Here is a 15,971-nt window from a genome sequence, read left to right on the forward strand (position 1 = left end):
TGACTTGCCATGAAACTTGCTACCCGTGTGTTCCTGATATTTTCTGCAGGCTATTTCATCTCCTATCTGGCGCGCGGCATCAATTTGCCGTTGGCGCCGATGCTCAGCAGCGAACTTGGTTTGTCGCCAGCGCAGTTAGGCCTTCTCACCAGCTTGTATTTCTTTGCTTTTGCTGCGTGCCAAATGCCTTTGGGGATATTGCTTGATCGTTTTGGTCCACGCAAGGTTCTTGCTTATTTGCTGGTGTTGGCGGCGATTGGAGCGTTGGTATCGGCCAATGCGCACAGTTCTCCACGCTGCTAATCGGTCGACTGTTGCTAGGAATTGGGACGTCGGCATGTCTGATGGCCGGTCTGAAGGCAGTCGTCGCCTGGAATCCGCATGATCACCTGCCTGTGATGAACGGCGCGATGTATGCAATTGGCGGTTTGGGCGCGGTGGCGACCGGCACCCCGATTGCATGGGCGCTTGGCTTAACCACCTGGCGCATGCTGTTTGTGGTGGTGGCGGCATTGATCTTGTTGGTCGTGCTCGCGCTGTTCGCGCTAGTCCCAGAAAAAAATGAGCAGCATCCTAAAAGCACGTTGAGAGCGCAATTGCACGATATCGGCGGCATATTTCGTAGCGCGATTTTTTGGCGTACTGCGCCGTTCGTAATGGCTAGTCAGGGCGTATTTCTTGGCGTGCAAGGTCTGTGGGCTGGGCCGTATTTGCAGGATGTGAGCCGGTTACCGGCGGTTGCTTCTGCAAATATCGTAGCGCTGATCGGCCTGGCGATGGTTCTGGGGGCGGTGGGCTCGGGATGGCTGGCGCGACGATTGCAGCAGCGCGGTATTTCTTTGCATATCACCGCAGGGGCAGGGATGTTTTTGTTCATGTTGGCGCAGCTGTTGATTTTGCTGGACGTGGCATTGCCAATGTGGATGTTGTGGAGCATGTACGGGTTGTTCGGGACATCGGGGATATTGACTTACGCGGCGCTGGTGCGAGAGTTTCCTGCACATCTGGCCGGTCGTGTCAGCACCGGCTTGACCTTAGCGATCTTTGCTGGCGCTTTCGTTGTGCAGTATGGATTTGGACTATTACTGAATACCTGGCCGCACGCTGGAGGCGGTTATGCCGTAGTTGCGCATCAAGTGTCTTGGGCGATTTCTTTGGGGGTGCAATTGGTGGCTGGCGTCTGGTTTTGTCGCCCGTTGCGCGGCTTAACTGCACGGGCTGTCAGTCAGCCGGCATAGAAGCTCTGGTCGTTCATGCAGCACAAGCGCCAAGTGTGAGCCACGCCAGCAACAACTACCGCCAGGCATGTCGTTAGTCTAATAGGGAAATGTCGAAAATTTGTTGAACAACTCCGCCAAACACGGCGGAGATCTAAGCCCATTCAACATTATTCGGCGGGCAGCTGAGAGTGTAATAGTTGCTCTATTTCCTTTCCCGTTTTTTCAATATGCTGTCGCAGATACTTTTGTGCTGCAACCACTTTGCCCGCTTTGCAGAGCACGAGAATTTCTTTGTGATCTGCCTGCGACTCCATCTTATAGCCAGTCTTTGACCACAAAAGGCGGAGATACGGTTCCATGCTGATACGCAGTCGATCCAGTATCGCGATGGTGCGAGGGCGGTTCGCTTTGTGGTAGAGGCATTTATGAAACATCACATTCAACGCAATCAGGTCATCGATGTGATGCGCCTTTTCTAGTTGTTTAATTGTGGTTTCGGCCATCGCATAGTCGGCCGCAGATAACTGCGGTATTGCGGCTTCAATCAAGCGCGCTTCAAGCGTTGCGCGCAAATCTGTAATTTCTGCCACATCGGCCGGAGACAGCGAATACACCACCGCACCGCGTCTCGGAACGACCTCAACCAAGCCTTCATGTTCCAACAATCTGAACGCTTCCCGCACGGTAACTTGGCTGACGGCAAATTGCTTGGCGATTGCGTCTTGCCGTAATGGGTCACCGCCTTTCAGCGCGCCTTTCAATATTGCTTCCCGAAGCGCATCAGCGATTGATGCGGTGGCAGGTTGCCGCTTTGCGATGGCTTCCTGCGCAAAAGATTCCAAAATTTCCATATTTACCTCCGTTCGCGCATTTTAACAAATTTCCTTGACCTAGTCGATTATCGATACTATATTAACGATTATCGATAATTGATTTTCACAAGGAGAAGAGAATGACTATTAATCTTACGGAGTTTGATGCACTGACATTTGATGTTTACGGAACATTAATTGACTGGGAGCCAACGATTATTGCCATGTTTCACAGCACGGCAGATCAGTATGGTGTTCATCTTTCAGATGAAGAGTTTCTGATGGAATTTGACCAGGCGCGTGCTGCATTACAAAGACAGCGTCCGGCCTTGCTTTATCCAGATGTGCTGAGATCGGCATATCGGCAGTTTTGCAGCAAATACAAAATTCAGGCAAACGATAACGAATGCGAGGTGTATGCCAATTCGGTCATGTTGTGGCCTGCGTTCGACGACACCCTTAAATCGCTAGCGCACTTGAAGAAACATTTTCGGATTGGTTTGCTTAGCAATATTGACAACCAATCCATCACGTATTCCGAACGCAAGCTGGGGATCAAAGCGGACGTGATCATCACCGCAGAAAACGTCAATGCCTACAAACCGGATCATGCCCATTTCGCGGCTTCTTTTAAGGCGTTCGCAGATTTAGGTATTGAGAAGCATCGCATTCTTCACGTCGGTCAAAGTCTTCGTGCAGATGTTATCCCGGCGAATCAACTAGGTATGTCGAGCGTTTGGATAAATCGGCCGGGGCGCAGCCTGGGTTCACGACCAGAGGATGCGATTGGCGCGAAGCCCGATCTGACTTTCAATTCCATGCATGAATTTGCTCTTTATCATCAGGCGCATCTGGCAATCGCCTAAACAAACCTATAAATATCTGGAGGAACGACATGAGCCACAAGAAAAACAAATTGGTTGCCATCGCGATTGTAGCGACAGCTTTTAGTAATTTGATCTGTGGCTCAGTCGAGGCACAAACGGCGGATGCGGCGATTACGCGCATCAAGGAATTGAAGAAAGTGACGATTGGTTATCGAGAATCGAGCCTTCCATTTTCATTTTTGGATGGTAATCAGAAACCTGCAGGCTATGCGATTGACCTGTGCACGGCGGTAGTTGAAACATTGAAAAAAGAGCTGAATATGCCAAATCTCCAGGTAAATATGCAGCCTGTCGATTTGTCCACACGCATTCCATTGACGCAGAACGGCACTATCGATATGGAGTGCGGCTCGACCGTCAATACATTGGCGCGGCAAAAACAAGTTGATTTTTCTTACGTTACCGCGATCGCTGCAGATCAGATCCTTGTAAAGGCATCTTCGCCCGTGAAGGAATTAGAGGATTTGGCCGGCAAGCAAATTGCGTTACCGACCGCATCGACCAGCCTTAGCCTGATTATGGAAATCAATACTAAGAAAAAATTGAACATGCGGTTCTTGTATGTGAAGGATCAGGCAGAGGGATTTCTGGCCGTGGATACAGGAAGAGCGGCGGCATACATCACCGATAACACGATTCTTTACGGGCTAAAAAATCGCGCTAGTCATCCAGATGATTTTCGTATCACGGGGCGTCCTCTTTCCTATTTGCCATACGGGATTATGGTTGCAAAAAATAACTCCACATTGCTAGGCATCGTTAACCGCACCATTGCTGAAAAATTTCGGTTAGGTGAGGGCGAAGTGCTGTATCAAAAATGGTTTGGCAAGTTGAAAATGCCCCTTTCGCCATTGACGAAAGCGGGATTTGAACTGAACGCTATTCCTGACTGATCCGGAGGAATAATGAGGGTCATTGTTATCGGTGCAGGTGTTGTCGGATTGGCGACGGCATATTTCTTGATGAGAAAAGGCACGCAAGTCATCGTCGTCGATGAACATGCTCAGGCCGGAGAGGGCACCAGCAAGGGAAACGGCGCACAACTCTGCTATAGCTATGTTGCGCCTTTGGCGGGGCCGGGGGTTATCTCAAAATTGCCAATATGGCTGAGCGATAAAAATTCTCCGGTGCGCTTTTCACCAAAAATGGATGTCCATCAATGGCGATGGTGCTTGCAGTTCTTGGCGAAATGCAACGCTAAATCGGCTGCTGCAACAACGCAAACCTTGTTGGCGCTTTCTGCGCTTAGCAGCGAACTGATGGCGGATTTCGTCAAGTCGGTCCCTATTGATTTTGATTATTCGGACAAGGGAAAGTTGGTTGTCTACTCAAAGAAAAGCAGTTTCGACGCAGCGCAGCAGCAAGTGGCTTTGCAACGTAATCAAGGTAGTCAGCAAGAGGTAATCAGCGCCGGGCAGTGCATAGAAATCGAGCCTTCGTTAATGGCGATTCAAGAGCGCATTGTCGGCGCAATTTTTACCAAAGGCGATCACACCGCAGACGCTTTCTTGTTTTGCCAGAAACTTGCAGCTTACTTGTCTGAGAACTTTAGCAGCAGTGAGTTTCGATACGGCGAAACTGTTCAGAAACTGGCAATAGAAAACGGAAAAATTAGTGGCGTCACGACTGCAAATGGCTTTATTCAGGCTGAGGCTGTCGTTGTTGCTACTGGTGTTGAGGCCAACAATTTACTTGTGCCCGTTGGTCTCAGAGTGCCGATTTATCCAGTCCGTGGCTATAGCATCACTGTTTCAATGAAAACCGCAGCGGGCCTGCCGTCATTAAGTTTCACTGATTATGATCGACGGATCGTATACGCACCACTCGGAAAACGATTGCGTGTAGGCGGTATGGCTGACATTGCCGGCTATGAAAAAATCATCGATCAAAGCCGCGTCGATGTGCTGGTCGCTGAAGCGAAAGCAATCTTCGGCATTAACGGAAATTTTGATGACATTAACCCGTGGTGCGGCCTTCGCCCTGCGACTCCGGCAGGTACGCCGATTGTTGGCATGTCGCAGATAGAGAATTTGTTTCTTAACGTGGGGCATGGCGCGCTTGGCTGGACATTGTCACTGGCGACCGGTTTTCGCGTGGCCGAAGAAATCGCTGCACGACATCAGGCGTCGCATAAATCGACTTTTTGAACTTATATATCGAGGAATAAATGAACAAATTCAAACTTTCTGGCGTGATGCCAGCGGTAACGACGCCCTTTACCCGTGACGGTAATGTAGACCACGCATTGTTGATAGAACGTTGCGCATGGCTGTTAAGCAATGGCTGCGATGGCATCAACCTGTTGGGAACAACTGGTGAAGGAACCTCATTGTCGGTTCGCCAAAGATTGGCGGTGATGCAGGCAATCTCGGCATCAGGCTTGCCGCTTTCGCGGCTAATGATCAGCACAGGGGCCAGTGCGTTGGAGGATGCCCAAGTCTTGACCGCACAGGGAGTAGAACTCGGATTCGCCGGGGTTTTATTGCTGCCGCCTTTCTATTTCAAGGGCATAAGCGAAGACGGTATCGTGTCATTTATCGAAGCTGTGTTGAACAAAGTCGATGTTGATCAATGTCGGCTTTATCTTTACCACATGCCCGCCTATACAGGTGTGCCGTACACGCCCACGATTGCGCTTCGCTTAAAAGAAAAATACGGCGATGTAATTGCCGGGTTGAAGGATAGTACCGGCGACTTATCGGTGTCCTCTGCATTCGTTGCCGCAGTGCCCGATTTTGATGTTTTCCCCAGCTCGGAAAGTTCGCTAGGACTGGCGAAAGAGAGGGGATACGCGGGATGCATTTCAGCCACTGTCAACGTTACCGCGCCCTTAGCTGGCAAATATTGGAACAGCAATAACGATGCAGTTGCAGCACTGGAAGCTGCGGCAGAAATTCGATTAGCTTTGCAATCGCTCCCTCTTTTACCAGCTGTCAAATGGGCCGTTGCACGCACAACCTCGCAATCTTCCTGGTTGCATGCGTTGCCGCCCATCGGCGCATTGTCTGCCTCTGAAATAGCATTAATTGCACCAGTTCTGGAAAAACACTGGGAATCTATCAAAGTCGTCTGACGGCATAGATGCAGCGCGAAGCCAAGGGACATTGGCGCGAAAAAAAATTCAAGATTGAAGCGTTTTTCCTAGGAGAACATCATGAATTACAGTTGGAACTGGCACATTTTTCTTGAGATGGCGCCAGGTGGCTCGGTCTCGTATATTCAGACGATTTTAGACGGTACTGCATGGACGTTAGCAACAGCTATCCTATCGTTGGCAATCGCCATCATTTTTGGGGTGCTGGTGGGAATAGGGCGTACTTTGCCATCGAAAACACTCCAGATTATCGGCAGTATTTACGTTGAAATATTCAGGAATATCCCATTGTTGGTGCAGATGTTCTTATGGTTTTTTGTCTTCCCGGAATTAATGCCAGAGCGGTTCGGCTCATGGCTTAAGCAATTTGAATATGCGCCTTTTCTGACAGCGGTTGTTTGCCTCGGTCTTTTTACGTCATCTCGTGTCGCAGAGCAGGTTAAATCCGGTATCGGTGCGCTATCAAAAGGTCAGCTTAAGGCGGGACAAGCGTTGGGACTTTCTCTGCCTGATATTTATCGACTTATTCTTTTACCGCAAGCATTTCGGTTGATCATGCCGCCAATGACTTCCGAGATTGTCAATTTGGTGAAGAACACATCTGTCGCAATGACCATTGGCCTGATGGAGTTGACTGCGCGTGCTCGTACTATGCAAGAAATGTCGTTCCAAATATTCGAATCTTTTGCGGCAGCGACGCTCGTCTATTTGATAATAAATACTATTGTTGTGTTTGGAATGCGCAAAATTGAGGCCCGCTATTCGTTGCTTCCAAAACATAACGCCACCAAGCCTGATGCCACGATTCTGGTAAGGAGCAAACATGAGCCTGCTTGATATTGACTTTCATGTGGTGTTTGCCAACTGGAAATATCTGTTTGTCGATGGACTCTTTTTTACATTCAAATTGACGGGAATCGGGTTGGTCGGAGGCTTTTGTTTTGGAACGTTGCTTGCACTATGCCGTTTATCCGGCAACCGTTATTTGGCGGCTGTTTGTGGCGCATACGTGAATATAGTCCGGTCGATTCCGCTGATTCTGGTCATCTTTTGGTTCTATTTTTTATCGCCGTATTTCATCGGCTGGCTTACAGGAAGTTCGTCCCCGGTCAGAGTAGGTGCTTATGCCTCGTCAGTGATTACTTTTATCATGTTTGAAGCGTGCTATTTCTGTGAAATTATGCGCGCCGGGATCAATTCGGTCAGTCGTGGGCAGAAAGTTGCCGGTGCGGCGTTGGGTTTGTCTTCCTGGCAAAACATGCGGCACATTATTTTTCCGCAAGCAGCCCGAAACATGCTGCCGGTATTACTCACACAAATCATTATCCTGTTTCAAGACGTGTCTTTGGTCTACGTGCTTTCGATCACAGATTTTGTCGGCGCAGCCAGCAAACTTGCCCAAAGAGAGAATCGTTTGATTGAGTTGTACCTTTTTGTCGCAGTCGTCTATTTCATCATCTGTTTTTCATTGTCGGTAATGGTCCGGCATGTGCAAAGAAAAAAAATATTTTAATATTCTTAATAGAGGAGACAGCAATGATCGCCATAGAAAATGTCACAAAATGGTATGGAGATTTTAAGGTATTACAAGGATGCTCGACGTTTATCGAGAAAGGCCAAGTTACCGTTGTTTGCGGTCCATCAGGGTCCGGTAAATCAACCTTAATCAAATGTATCAATGCATTGGAGAATTTCCAAGAGGGAAGCATTACTGTCAACGGGATATCGGTAGGCGGAAATATCAATCTTCCTGCCTTGCGGGCGAAGGTGGGGATGGTGTTTCAAAACTTTGAGTTGTTCCCGCATTTGACCATTATTGAAAATCTTTGTCTCGCACAGATAAGAGTTCTAGGGCGCAGTCGGGAGCAAGCAACAGAAAAAGGATATCGCCTTCTGGAACGTGTTGGATTACGTTCCCAAAGCGAAAAACGCCCGAGTGAATTATCGGGCGGTCAGCAGCAGCGTGTCGCAATCGCACGCGCTCTGACAATGGACCCCGAAGTTATTTTGTTCGATGAGCCGACCTCGGCATTAGATCCAGAAATGGTCAACGAGGTTCTAGAAATTATGGAAGCATTAGCTGCTGATGGCATGACCATGGTGGTGGTTACGCACGAAATGGGATTTGCCAGAAAAGTGTCTGATCGCATTATTTTTATGGATCAGGGAGCGGTTGTTGAAGATCGGGTGACTTCGGAATTTTTTAAGAATCCAGAAAGCATACGGGCTAAAGATTTTTTGGCGAAATTATTGGTGCATGCTGACTGATTGAGATTCTGCATTGCAGCATCCGGGCCACGCGTCACTTGAAATTGTGCGGATGCTCATGCTATGAAGAGACAATGTGGAGAGTGCGGCATCCAGATGCACTCTCCCGTTGTTTATAATTTATCCGGCGATTAATCCGAAATAATCTGACTGATTTTCACCGGTGCGTTCTGGTGCGGGTTTCCGATCGCAGCGTCACTATCCCAGCCTCCACCTAACGCCCGAATCAGCGCCACCGTCGTGACTGCACGACTTCCACGTAACTGGGCTTCGCTGCGTTCAACTGCCGTCAGATTACGTTGTGTATCCAGCAGATCCAGATACCGAAAACGGCCGGCATCATAGAGTTTTTGCGCTACATCGGCGGAGCGTCGTGCAGATACGAGTGCTGCATCGATTTGTGCTGCCTGTCCGGCCAAAATGCGTAAACCGGCCAGGTTATCTTCAACTTCGCTGAATGCTACCAGTACACGTTGTCGATAACTTGCGATCGATTCTTCCAGCACCGCTTCGCTGCGTATGACGTTGTTTTTGTTGCGGCCACCATCGATTATTGGCAATGACATCAACGCGCCGAGAACCCAGGAACGACTGCTCCAATTCAACAAATCAGCAAAACTGGTGCCTTCGCCGCCCGCCGAAGCGTTGAGCATCAACGCAGGGAACATTGCAGAACGGGCTACTCCAATCCTTGCGTTCGATGCTTCCATCGCCCGCTGTGCCGAGGCGATATCGGGACGACGTTCCAACAGCGAGGAGGGCAATCCAGGCGGGATAACAGGCAGCCCGACCAGGCTAGTCAGCGGATTGTCGCTGGCAGAGAAGTTCGCCGCTGGCTGACCTAGCAAGACGGCAAGCGCATGCTCATTGGCTACACGCTGTTGCTGCAAGCCAATTGCATCGGCACGCGAGATCGATAGCTCTGTCTGAGAGCGTGCAAGGTCAAACTCACCCAGATCACCTAAGTCATAGCGGCGCTGATTCACATGAAAACTTTTCTCACGCAGGCTGACCGTTTGGTTCAAGGTCGCCAGTTCGGCATCAGTTTCACGCAGGCGGAAATACGTTTGCGCCACATCCGCTTGCAATGACAGCAAGACCGAGCGGTAGTTGGCTTCAACCGAGGCCGCATCGGCATGCGCTGCACTGACATTGGACGACACGCGGCCGAACAGATCGACCTCATAACTAGCCGTCAGGTTAGCCTGATAAACGTTGATCGGCGCAACTGGTGTGTTCCCCGGAAGGTTCAGGGATAACGGCGAAGCACGTTCACGCGCCGCGCCGACGTTGACGCCGATTTGCGGCGTACGATCAGCGGAGGCGATACCGGCGATGGCGCGGGCTTGTTTGAGACGCGCTGCGGCGATAGCCAGATTGGCGTTCTCCTTAGTCGCTGTTTCAATCAATTGCGTCAATAGCGGGTCGTTGAAAGCCAGCCACCATTCGCCACGCGGTTGGGCTTCCGCAGCGTTTGCCTGTTTCCAGCTTGTTCCGTCGGGTGCAATAATCACACTGGACGACTCTTTAAAATTGCTCGGTACAGCGATGGCTGGTTGCTTAAACTCCGGCGTACCGCAGGCGGCCAGCAGCAAGGCCGCCAGCAATGATGAAATATGTTTCACGTAGATAGACGATTTCATATTAGTGATAGCTTTCTAAATGCGGGACAGGTGCAGCTGGTCGTGACTTTTTGCGCTCCAGGCGTTTTGCCAGCGTGCGCAGCAAGACATAGAACACAGGCGTCAAAAACAACCCGAAAAAGGTAACGCCAAGCATCCCGGAAAACACTGCAACACCCATCGCGTGACGCATCTCTGCGCCAGCGCCGTGCGAGAACACTAGCGGCACCACGCCCATGATGAAGGCGATTGACGTCATCAGAATCGGACGCAGACGCAAACGGCAGGATTCGAGGGCGGCTTGCACCACAGTGCGACCGTGGTTCTCTAGTTCTCGGGCAAACTCGACAATCAGGATGGCATTTTTTGAGGCCAGCCCCACCAGGACGAATAACGCGATTTGGGTAAAGATATTATTGTCGCCATGGGTTAGCTTGACGCCTATCAATGCACACAAAATCGACATCGGCACGATCAGGATGACGGCCAGTGGCAAGGTCCAGCTTTCATATTGCGCAGCCAATACCAGGAACACCAAAATCACGCACAACGGGAAAACATAGATCATCGTATTGCCCGCGATGATGTTTTGGTAGGTCAGTTCAGTCCACTCATAAGAGACGCCTTTCGGCAGCACTTCTTGCGCCAGTTTTTCCAGTGCCGCTTGCGCCTGACCGGACGAATACCCCGGTGCCGGACCTGCGTTCACATCTGCTGCCACGTAAGCGTTATAGCGCTGCACGCGATCCGGGCCATAGCTATCGCTGATACGAACTAGCGATGATAGTGGAATCATCTCGCCTGTGGTGCTACGTACTTTCATTTGCCCGATATCCTCGGCACGTGAGCGGAATTTTGCATCGGCCTGCACGCGAACCTGGAAAGTACGCCCAAACTGATTAAAGTCATTTACGTACAGAGAGCCGAGATTGATTTGCAGCGTTTGATAGATCGATGTCAGTGGCACGCCCAACTGTTTTGCTTTAGTCCGATCAATGTCCGCGTACAGTTGCGGAACGTTGATTTGATAGCCAGAGAACACACCGACAAGTTCCGGCGCAGCACGGGCCTTGTCGACCAGTGCCTGAGTCGCTTTATATAGCTCGTCATAGCCGAGATTGCCCCTGTCCTCGATCATCATTTTGAAGCCGCCAATCGTGCCTAGCCCGTTGACTGGCGGAGGAGGGAACACCATGATGAAAGCATCTTCGATAGCGCCTACACGTTTATTGATTTCAGCGGCAATTGCCGATCCGCTCAACGCAGAGGTTATGCGCTCGTCGAATGCATTGAGGCCGTTAAAAACAATTCCTGCATTGGGTGCATTGGTTAAATCGTTCACCGACAAGCCCGGAAAAGCGACCGAATTGCGTACGCCGGGAACCTCAGAAGATATATCGGTCATGCGACGAATGACCTTCTCAGTCCGATTCAGCGAGGCGGCATCGGGCAATAGCGAGAAGCCGACCAGATAGCCTTTATCTTGCGATGGTACGAATCCAGCTGGCACCACCTTGAACATCACAACAGCCGCAATGATCAGCAAAACGTAAATCCCTAGCGAGGCACTCTTGCGCGACAAAACACTCTTGACGCCTACTTCATATTGTTGCGAAGCCCGACCAAAGAAACGATTGAACCAGCTGAAGAAGCTGCCAAATACTGTCTCCATCCCTCTGGTTAATGCATCTTTTGGCGCGCTATGCGGTTTTAACAATGCCGCTGCCAAAGCAGGTGCAAGTGTCAACGAACTGAATGCCGATATGACTGTCGAGAACGCAATGGTCAATGCAAATTGACGATAGAACTGACCAGAAAGTCCTGACACGAAAGCGATCGGTACGAACACTGCGCATAACACCAAGGCAATCGCGATGATAGGGCCGCTGACTTCTTTCATGGCCTGAATCGTCGCTTCGCGCGGTGCTAATCCATTGGCAATATTCCGTTCTACGTTTTCAACCACAACAATCGCATCGTCAACCACGATACCAATCGATAGCACCAGACCGAACAGGGTGAGGGTATTGATCGAGAAACCAAAGCACAACATCACAGCAAACGTGCCGATGATCGACACTGGCACTGCCAGCAGTGGAATGATGGATGCGCGCCATGTTTGTAAGAACACAATCACGACCAGAACGACCAGCGCCAGCGCCTCAAGCAGGGTATGCACGACAGCACTAATTGAATCGCGGACGAACATGGTCGGATCGTAGGCGACGCGATATTCCATGCCTTTCGGGAAGTCTTTTTGCAGCAGATCCATCTTGGCGCGCACGTCGGTCGACAATTGCAAATCGTTTGCGCCGGGCGATGAGAAAATTGCCAGCGCCACTGCAGGCTTGTTGTCTAACAGAGCGCGTAAGGAATAGGACCCGGCGCCCAGCTCAACCCGTGCTACATCTTTGAGCAGTGTCACTGCGCCATTGGTGCCAGTACGGACAATAATATTCTCGAAATCTTCGGTGGTTTTTAAACGACCTTTGGTATTCAGGGTGAGCTGAAATTCGCTGTCTTTTGACGGCGAAGAACCAATCGCACCACCCGCAACTTGAATATTTTGTTCCCGGATCGCATCGGTAACGTCACTTGCCGTCATATTTCTGGCGGCGATCTTTTGCGGATCTAGCCAAACACGCATGGCGTAGTCGCCGGACCCGAACACTTGCGTATCACCCATACCCGGGATACGGGCAAGCTGGTCTTTAACATTCAATACTGCATAGTTACGCAGATACAGCTCGTCAAATGTCAGGTCTGGCGACACCAGATGCACCACCATCGTCAGATTAGGAGAACTCTTGACGGTGGTCACACCGATCTGGCGTACCTCTTCCGGCAAGCGCGGCAAAGCACGTTGAACGCGGTTTTGTACTTGCGTTTCAGCCTGCTCAATATTGGTGCCGATTTTAAACGTCACCGTCAACATTAGCGCACCGTCGGAAGTGTTTTGGGACGACATGTAAATCATGCCCTCAACACCGTTAATCTGTTCTTCCAAAGGGGCGGCAACTGTTTCGGCAATGATCTTAGGATTGGCGTCGGGATACTGTGCGCGAACCACCACGGAGGGGGGCACGACGTCAGGGTATTCCGAGATCGGTAGCTTTACCATGGCGATCAAGCCAGCCACGAAAATGATGATGGATAGAACCGCCGCGAAGATCGGTTTATCCACAAAAAAGCGAGAGATATTCATGTGGATTAGTCCTTCGCCTTAACGTCTTTGGCGGCCGAATCGGAAGTCAGATCCTTCTCTTGATTTACTTTCACCACGTCAAAATTCATCGCCACAATCTTTGGTACAAGCTGAGCGTCAGGACGAACGCGTTGCAAACCGTTGACAACAATTTTTTCATTTGGCTTAAGGCCGCTTCTTACAATGCGTAATCCATCGAAAGTTTTACCAAGCGTCACCAGACGATATTCCGCTTTGTTATTTTGCCCAACAACGAACACAAATTTGCGACTTTGATCTGTACCTACAGCGCGATCATTGATCAGAATTGCCTTGGTCTGGGCATTAGTGCCGTTGCCAGTATCCAATTGAACGCGGGCAAACAGGCCGGGCGAGAGCGTGTTGTCAGTATTCGGGAAAGTCGCCCGCATGCGGACCGCACCGGTGCGCGGATCAAGCTGGTTATCCACAAACTCCAGTTTGCCTTCGTGCGGGAAACCGGTTTCGTTGGCTAGCCCGACGCGTACTGCTATCGGCTGGTTATTGCGTACCTGCGCACCGACGCGCAAATAGGTATCCTCATCGCCATCGAAGCTGGCATAGATACTTTCGTCTGAAACGACCGATGTCAATATGGTGGAAGAGTCGATTAAATTTCCGGTGGTGATTTCGGCTTTACTTACGCGGCCATCAATTGGCGCGACAACTTGTGTGTAGCCCAGATTGAGTTTGGCGGTCTCATATTGGGCTTGGGCAGCGCTGGCGTTGGCTTCAAGCTCTTTTGATCCAGAGGTGCTTTCGTCGAACTCGCGTTGGGCGATGGCTTTTTCACCGAACAGTTTTGCAGCGCGGGTTAATTCCAGCTTCGCCAGATCAGCTTTGGCGCGGGCTGATACCGCTGTCGCTTCAGCGCGGCGTAATTCGGTCTGGAAAGGGCGTGGGTCGATGACGAAAAGTACCTGACCCTTCTTGACTTTGCTGCCCGGTTTGAAGTTGACCGAGGTGATGAAGCCGCTTACGCGTGAACGTATTTCCACATGTTCGATAGCTTCCATCCGACCTGAAAACTCTTGTGTTTCAACGATTTGTTTATCGACTACGATGGCGGCCGATACTGGCGCACCTGCTTCCGCTGCAGCTTGCGACGGGACTTTTCCGGTTGCTGAATCGCAACCGGAAAGACCTATCGCAGCCAATCCGACTAGCACCAGTCCAGCCAAAAGCGGGCGGTTTACCGTTTTTGTTGTTGTTAGATATCGACCGTATTTCATCTTGCATTCCCCTGAATTTTAAAAAATGTCTGAAACCTTGCGCCACCAATGGGTGTGCGTTGTTGTGCTAAATCTTTGCTTTTCTTTGTACTTCCCTGAGCTGGCTGTCTGTAATGTGCTAATAATTAGCACATTTATAGGAAAAATTTTTTCGGGAATATCACCTCAAACAGTCACAATCCTATTGAGACAATAATTAAAACATTTAAGATTAAAAAAATTTCTAATATTTAGTCTTGATACTCGCCGTAATGTCTGCGAGGGTTTGGTCGGAAAGACTGAGTTCAAAGTCACTTTGCGACTTTTTGAGAACCTCTGCCATCACCTCTTTAATATGACAACTGATCGGGCACATTGCTTCAATGGGATACGTGTGCACGGCAAATGTTGCTGGTGCCTCGCTGGCTTTGTAGATATCCAACAAGGTAATGTCAGCGGGATCACGTGCAAGCGCACAAGCACCATTTTTCCCTCTGGTCGCAATCACCAATCCTGCTTTCGATAATTTCGATAAAACCCGACGAACGAAACTAGGGTCCGCATTGATACTTTGGGCGAGCATCGTCGACGTCGCATGCTCTCCCTGATAAAGAGTCAATGCAGCGAGCAGATGCGAAGCGACTGAAAACTGGACGTTTGTGTGCGACATGATTGTGATCATAATTAGCACAATAAAGAAAGTCAATATAAATGCATTTTGGTGTGGTTATTCGGTCCGATAGACAGTGAGTTGCTCTATCAAATAGGGTCGTGATATCCAGATAACTGTGTCAATTCAGCATCGGTCCGCCATGCGCATTCTCCTGCGCACAACGGGCATCCAAGTCTTACGATGCTGTGCAGAACGTGCTGCCTGCCCATGCTAAGTCAGGCAGGCACTGGCATTACCACATCAAATCGTCTGGAATCTGGAAGGCTGCATACTCATCTTCTTCGTCGATTTCGTTGCTGGTCTTGTTTACGCGCACGACGAGCGAGGCATCGCGCTCGGCGATTTTGTCAGCGATGATTCTTGGGACCAATTCGACAGTGCCGCCCTGACAGATGATCACCAGACGACCGGCCATTAAATGCGCCTGAACTGCAGCTGACACATATAGCCGTTCAATTTTCTTGTCGTGCGTAAAGTTATAGGCGATTTCTCCGCTGCCTTTACTTTGGCGATTCTTTTGCACCATCTGGATAATTTGCGCCAAAATCGCCTTTTGGTTGGCAGCGGCATCACGCTGGGCATTCAATTCGCGGGCGCGCTCAGCATTTTTGCGTTGTGTTTCGAGCGCTGCCACGCGCGCCTCGTCCACACTTTGTGTGCCATTCCTGCGCTCAACTTTCTTCTGCTTATTTTTGTCTTGATTGAGCACTTTGACCTTGTTTTTGTCGACCAGGCCAGCTTTCAAAAATTGTTCTTGTAACGAGACCATCTGTACCACTCCGTAAATAGGGTTCGCCTGCCTGACTAGTAATGCGCCAGTGGAAAGGCGCTAGCATAGCAAAAATGTTGGCTTTGCGGACCTTCGCAACGCATTCACCAAATAACGTTGTACTAATCGTTCTTGCCCTTGTTTTCTAGGCATTTTCGGCGTTTTAATGAAAACACATTGTCAGACGTGCTT

At 50.0% G+C, this 15,971-nt stretch carries 15 protein-coding genes; 9 read left to right on the forward strand and 6 right to left on the reverse strand.

Features of this window, described 5'->3' with window-relative positions; all coding sequences use genetic code 11:
- Positions 1-9 precede the first annotated feature (9 nt).
- Entirely contained in the window at positions 10-303 is a 294-nt protein-coding gene (locus C7W93_RS25400; RefSeq protein ID WP_108438472.1) for an MFS transporter, read from the forward strand.
- 11 nt (positions 304-314) lie between these two features.
- Positions 315-1,238 carry an MFS transporter gene (locus C7W93_RS01770; protein ID WP_370446381.1) on the forward strand — a complete coding sequence of 308 codons (924 nt, stop codon included), beginning with the start codon at positions 315-317 and terminating at the stop codon, positions 1,236-1,238.
- Positions 1,239-1,387: 149 nt separating this feature from the next.
- Here the strand turns inward: C7W93_RS01770 and C7W93_RS01775 are convergent, their stop codons facing one another.
- Complete coding sequence (locus C7W93_RS01775) at positions 1,388-2,071, reverse strand: GntR family transcriptional regulator (RefSeq protein ID WP_108438474.1); 684 nt, start codon at positions 2,069-2,071, stop codon at positions 1,388-1,390.
- A gap of 101 nt (positions 2,072-2,172) precedes the next feature.
- Here C7W93_RS01775 and C7W93_RS01780 point away from each other — a divergent pair, with 101 nt between their 5' ends.
- The 7 genes from C7W93_RS01780 to C7W93_RS01810 all read left to right on the forward strand — a co-directional run bounded on the left by C7W93_RS01780 (position 2,173) and on the right by C7W93_RS01810 (position 8,281).
- Positions 2,173-2,898 carry an HAD hydrolase-like protein gene (locus C7W93_RS01780; RefSeq protein WP_108438475.1) on the forward strand — a complete coding sequence of 242 codons (726 nt, stop codon included), beginning with the start codon at positions 2,173-2,175 and terminating at the stop codon, positions 2,896-2,898.
- Positions 2,899-2,927: 29 nt separating this feature from the next.
- A complete protein-coding gene (locus C7W93_RS01785) occupies positions 2,928-3,812 on the forward strand; it encodes an amino acid ABC transporter substrate-binding protein (RefSeq protein ID WP_108438476.1) in 885 nt (294 codons plus the stop codon).
- Positions 3,813-3,824: 12 nt separating this feature from the next.
- A complete protein-coding gene (locus C7W93_RS01790; protein ID WP_108438477.1) occupies positions 3,825-5,066 on the forward strand; it encodes a D-amino acid dehydrogenase in 1,242 nt (413 codons plus the stop codon).
- 20 nt (positions 5,067-5,086) lie between these two features.
- Positions 5,087-5,992, forward strand: a complete 906-nt coding sequence (locus C7W93_RS01795) for a dihydrodipicolinate synthase family protein (protein WP_108438478.1) — start codon at positions 5,087-5,089, stop codon at positions 5,990-5,992.
- A gap of 81 nt (positions 5,993-6,073) precedes the next feature.
- On the forward strand, positions 6,074-6,850 hold the full coding sequence (locus tag C7W93_RS01800; protein ID WP_108438479.1) for an amino acid ABC transporter permease: 777 nt from the start codon (positions 6,074-6,076) through the stop codon (positions 6,848-6,850).
- Entirely contained in the window at positions 6,837-7,526 is a 690-nt protein-coding gene (locus C7W93_RS01805) for an amino acid ABC transporter permease (RefSeq protein WP_370446382.1), read from the forward strand. The genes C7W93_RS01800 and C7W93_RS01805 overlap by 14 nt, the downstream gene beginning before the upstream one ends.
- Positions 7,527-7,549: 23 nt before the next feature.
- The gene (locus tag C7W93_RS01810; RefSeq protein ID WP_108438480.1) at positions 7,550-8,281 is read left to right on the forward strand and encodes an amino acid ABC transporter ATP-binding protein; all 732 of its coding nucleotides are present in this window, start codon (positions 7,550-7,552) and stop codon (positions 8,279-8,281) included.
- Between the two features lie 131 nt (positions 8,282-8,412).
- Here C7W93_RS01810 and C7W93_RS01815 read toward each other — a convergent pair whose 3' ends face one another.
- The 5 genes from C7W93_RS01815 to C7W93_RS01835 form a co-directional block, all read right to left on the reverse strand.
- Positions 8,413-9,924 carry an efflux transporter outer membrane subunit gene (locus tag C7W93_RS01815; RefSeq protein WP_108438481.1) on the reverse strand — a complete coding sequence of 504 codons (1,512 nt, stop codon included), beginning with the start codon at positions 9,922-9,924 and terminating at the stop codon, positions 8,413-8,415.
- A 1-nt stretch (position 9,925) separates the two neighbouring features.
- On the reverse strand, positions 9,926-13,108 hold the full coding sequence (locus C7W93_RS01820; protein ID WP_108438482.1) for an efflux RND transporter permease subunit: 3,183 nt from the start codon (positions 13,106-13,108) through the stop codon (positions 9,926-9,928).
- Between the two features lie 5 nt (positions 13,109-13,113).
- Entirely contained in the window at positions 13,114-14,358 is a 1,245-nt protein-coding gene (locus tag C7W93_RS01825; protein WP_108438483.1) for an efflux RND transporter periplasmic adaptor subunit, read from the reverse strand.
- Between the two features lie 223 nt (positions 14,359-14,581).
- Complete coding sequence (locus C7W93_RS01830) at positions 14,582-15,007, reverse strand: Rrf2 family transcriptional regulator (protein WP_161539852.1); 426 nt, start codon at positions 15,005-15,007, stop codon at positions 14,582-14,584.
- Positions 15,008-15,242: 235 nt separating this feature from the next.
- Entirely contained in the window at positions 15,243-15,779 is a 537-nt protein-coding gene (locus C7W93_RS01835) for a DUF2058 domain-containing protein (RefSeq protein WP_108438485.1), read from the reverse strand.
- Positions 15,780-15,971: the final 192 nt, after the last annotated feature.

Source organism: Glaciimonas sp. PCH181, from assembly GCF_003056055.1.
In the GTDB taxonomy this organism is placed as follows: Bacteria; Pseudomonadota; Gammaproteobacteria; order Burkholderiales; family Burkholderiaceae_D; genus Glaciimonas.

What these genes read in the sequence shown, in the direction of transcription:
- C7W93_RS01785 (WP_108438476.1), top strand. Translation starts at nt 2,928, where the DNA reads ATGAGCCACAAGAAAAACAAATTGGTTGCCATCGCGATTGTAGCGACA.
- C7W93_RS01790 (WP_108438477.1), top strand. Translation starts at nt 3,825, where the DNA reads ATGAGGGTCATTGTTATCGGTGCAGGTGTTGTCGGATTGGCGACGGCA.
- C7W93_RS01825 (WP_108438483.1), bottom strand. Translation starts at nt 14,358, where the DNA reads ATGAAATACGGTCGATATCTAACAACAACAAAAACGGTAAACCGCCCG.
- C7W93_RS01810 (WP_108438480.1), top strand. Translation starts at nt 7,550, where the DNA reads ATGATCGCCATAGAAAATGTCACAAAATGGTATGGAGATTTTAAGGTA.
- C7W93_RS01775 (WP_108438474.1), bottom strand. Translation starts at nt 2,071, where the DNA reads ATGGAAATTTTGGAATCTTTTGCGCAGGAAGCCATCGCAAAGCGGCAA.
- C7W93_RS01795 (WP_108438478.1), top strand. Translation starts at nt 5,087, where the DNA reads ATGAACAAATTCAAACTTTCTGGCGTGATGCCAGCGGTAACGACGCCC.
- C7W93_RS25400 (WP_108438472.1), top strand. Translation starts at nt 10, where the DNA reads ATGAAACTTGCTACCCGTGTGTTCCTGATATTTTCTGCAGGCTATTTC.
- C7W93_RS01835 (WP_108438485.1), bottom strand. Translation starts at nt 15,779, where the DNA reads ATGGTCTCGTTACAAGAACAATTTTTGAAAGCTGGCCTGGTCGACAAA.
- C7W93_RS01820 (WP_108438482.1), bottom strand. Translation starts at nt 13,108, where the DNA reads ATGAATATCTCTCGCTTTTTTGTGGATAAACCGATCTTCGCGGCGGTT.
- C7W93_RS01800 (WP_108438479.1), top strand. Translation starts at nt 6,074, where the DNA reads ATGAATTACAGTTGGAACTGGCACATTTTTCTTGAGATGGCGCCAGGT.
- C7W93_RS01780 (WP_108438475.1), top strand. Translation starts at nt 2,173, where the DNA reads ATGACTATTAATCTTACGGAGTTTGATGCACTGACATTTGATGTTTAC.
- C7W93_RS01815 (WP_108438481.1), bottom strand. Translation starts at nt 9,924, where the DNA reads ATGAAATCGTCTATCTACGTGAAACATATTTCATCATTGCTGGCGGCC.
- C7W93_RS01805 (WP_370446382.1), top strand. Translation starts at nt 6,837, where the DNA reads ATGAGCCTGCTTGATATTGACTTTCATGTGGTGTTTGCCAACTGGAAA.
- C7W93_RS01830 (WP_161539852.1), bottom strand. Translation starts at nt 15,007, where the DNA reads ATGTCGCACACAAACGTCCAGTTTTCAGTCGCTTCGCATCTGCTCGCT.